Origin of the sequence: Paraburkholderia tuberum STM678 (assembly GCF_902833905.1) — a bacterium.
Classification (GTDB): domain Bacteria; phylum Pseudomonadota; class Gammaproteobacteria; order Burkholderiales; family Burkholderiaceae; genus Paraburkholderia; species Paraburkholderia tuberum.
Genome location: NZ_CADFGP010000148.1, coordinates 1 through 2,698 on the forward strand (window position 1 = coordinate 1; position 2,698 = coordinate 2,698).

3 protein-coding genes are annotated in these 2,698 nt (G+C 63.1%); all 3 read left to right on the forward strand.

Annotated elements, in window-relative coordinates; all coding sequences use genetic code 11:
• Positions 1–121: 121 nt before the first annotated feature.
• The 3 genes from HWY30_RS40565 to HWY30_RS40575 all read left to right on the forward strand — a co-directional run bounded on the left by HWY30_RS40565 (position 122) and on the right by HWY30_RS40575 (position 2,693).
• Positions 122–427 (forward strand): ABC transporter permease, encoded by a 306-nt coding sequence (locus HWY30_RS40565; RefSeq protein ID WP_208524383.1) that lies wholly within the window; start codon positions 122–124, stop codon positions 425–427.
• 30 nt (positions 428–457) lie between these two features.
• Positions 458–1,372: an SMP-30/gluconolactonase/LRE family protein gene (locus HWY30_RS40570; RefSeq protein WP_090811982.1), complete on the forward strand. Its 915-nt coding sequence runs from the start codon at positions 458–460 to the stop codon at positions 1,370–1,372.
• Positions 1,373–1,448: 76 nt separating this feature from the next.
• Entirely contained in the window at positions 1,449–2,693 is a 1,245-nt protein-coding gene (locus tag HWY30_RS40575) for a ribulose-bisphosphate carboxylase large subunit family protein (RefSeq protein WP_090811981.1), read from the forward strand.
• Positions 2,694–2,698: the final 5 nt, after the last annotated feature.

Sequence of the window (2,698 nt, forward strand, 5' to 3'; positions counted from 1 at the left end):
CTGGACCGCTAAAGCTTCCGACATTCTGGCGAAAGTCACGCGTGCCCGCACCAAGCTGAATAAGATGCAATCCGTTTGACGCAGACCACTAGGTGCCTATGTCGGCGGTGCCTTCCTTGAAATGGGCCAGCCGTATCTGTTGCAGTCGCTTGGCGCGGTGGTGCTCGGCGGTACATTGATTGCAGGCGGCGCCGCTACGCCGCTCGGGACGCTGTTCGGCAGTCTGCTGCTGGTGCTGGTCGTGACGACGATGCAGATCGCGGGACTTCCGCCGGGCGCGCAGGACGTTGTTCAAGGGCTGGTGATCATCACGGTTCTCGCCCTTGCTGGCGGCGGTGCAGTGCGCCGGACGATGCGCGGCAACCGATCGCCCGCGCCGCCCGGTGGAGGTGCAGCCGCCGCAACGATCGATAAACGAGCCGCCTGATGTCAGAGATCCTCGAACGCGAGATCGGCTATGTCAGACAGTGACTTCGAGATTCTGGACGAACGTTTCTCTTCATGCATCCGCTTGAGCGCGCAGGTGGAGCGTTTGTACACGGGCTGCCATTGGGCTGAGGGTCCTGTGTACGTGCCGGCGGGGCGCTACTTGCTATGGAGCGACATTCCCAACAACCGCGTGTTGCGCTGGGACGAAACAAGCAACGCCGTCAGCGTGTTCCTTCAGCCAGCCCAATTCGCGAACGGCCACACGCTCGACCGCCAAGGACGCGTCGTGCGTTGCGAGCATGGCTCCCGATCGGTCACACGCACGGAGCATGATGGAACAGTCGCGACACTCGTTTCGCATTACAAGGGCAAGCGCCTGAACAGTCCCAATGACGTGATCGTGAAGTCTGATGGCTCTGTGTGGTTCACGGACCCCACGTACGGAATCGATACCGACTACGAGGGCCATGCGGCGGAGCCTGAAATCGGTGCCTGCAATGTGTGCTGTCTGGACTCGCAGACCGGCGAGTGCGACGTGGTGGCGGACGACTTTGTCCGCCCGAATGGGCTCGCTTTTTCACCGGACGAACAGAGCATTTATATCGTCGACAGCGGCGTCACCCACCTGAGCGGCGGTCCACGTCATATCCGGAAATTTGAATTGTCGCCCGGTTGCGAGTTGCGAGGCGGACAGGTGTTTGCCTCATGTGAGTCCGGAATGTTCGACGGGCTCAGAGTGGACCGTCAGGGGCGCCTTTGGGCAGGAGCCGCAGACGGCGTGCATTGCTACGACCCTGACGGAACGCTGCTTGGGAAAGTGAAAACGCCAGAACCGGTCGCCAATGTCGAATTCGGTGGACCGCAACGGAATCAGCTTTTCATCTGCGGAACGACATCGCTCCTTACGGTGCGGCTTCCGGTAAGTGGAGCGAGGACGATCTGATCTCATCCTTGCGCATGGCACTTGACATGTACCTGAACCATACACAGATTTCACTTTTTTCTTTTGGGAGCATACCGTGACCGAACGCATCCACGCCAGCTACTGGCTAGAAACGGGGGTTGATCCGCAGATGGCGGCCGAGGTGATCGCGGGCGAGCAGTCGAGCGGCACCTTTATCGCGCTGCCCAACGAGACGCCGGAGCTGAAGGCGCGCTCAGGGGCGCGGGTCGAAAGGCTTGACGTGCTTGAGCGAGTCGATAGGCCGAGCCTGGCCGGGGGCATCGCATCAAAGGTCTATACACGCTGTGCGCTCGAACTGTCCTGGCCGATCGGCAATCTCGGGCCGTCGCTGCCCAACCTGATGTCGACGATTGCGGGCAACCTGTTCGAACTGCGCCAGGTATCGGGGCTGAGGCTGACCGGCTTGCGGCTGCCGCCGTCGTTTGGACAGGCCTATCCGGGGCCGGCGTTCGGCATCGAGGGCACGCGTAGGCTTGCGGGTGTCGAACGCGGCCCGCTGATCGGCACGATCATCAAGCCGAGCGTGGGGCTCGCGCCGGAGGAAACCGCGCAGCAGGTACGCGAGCTGGTGGCGGGCGGCATCGACTTCATCAAGGACGACGAACTGCAGGGCGATGGCCCGCACTGTCCGTTCGACGAGCGCGTGCGGGCCGTGATGCGGGTAGTGAACGAGCACGCCGAACGCACCGGCAAGAAGGTGATGGTCGCGTTCAACCTCACCGGGGATCTGGACCAGATGAAGCGGCGTCACGATCTGGTGCTGGCGCAAGGCGGCACGTGCGTGATGGCGGTGCTCAACTCGATCGGGCTGGTCGGTATGCACGAACTGCGCAGGCATAGCCAGTTGCCGATCCATGCACACCGGGCTGGCTGGGGTTATCTGTCGCGCAGTCCGGAGCTGGGCTGGGACTACGCACCCTGGCAGATGCTCTGGCGCCTGGCGGGTGCGGACCACCTGCACGTGAACGGGCTGCGCAACAAGTTCAGTGAGCCCGATAACAGCGTGATCGCCGCCGCGCGCGCGGTGCTTGCGCCGGTGATGCCTGGGGCGGCGATGCCGGCGATGCCGGTGTTCAGTTCAGGGCAGACGGGACTGCAGGCGGCTGACACGTATGCGGCGATTGGTTGTGCGGACCTGATTCATACGGCCGGTGGCGGGATCTTCGGTCATCCGGGCGGCGTGGCGGCAGGCGTCGAGGCGTTGCGCGAGGCGTGGGTGGCGGCCATCGAAGGTGTGCCGCTCGAACGACAGGCCGAACGCAATCCGGCGTTGCAGGCCGCACTGGGATTCTGGAAATGAGCACA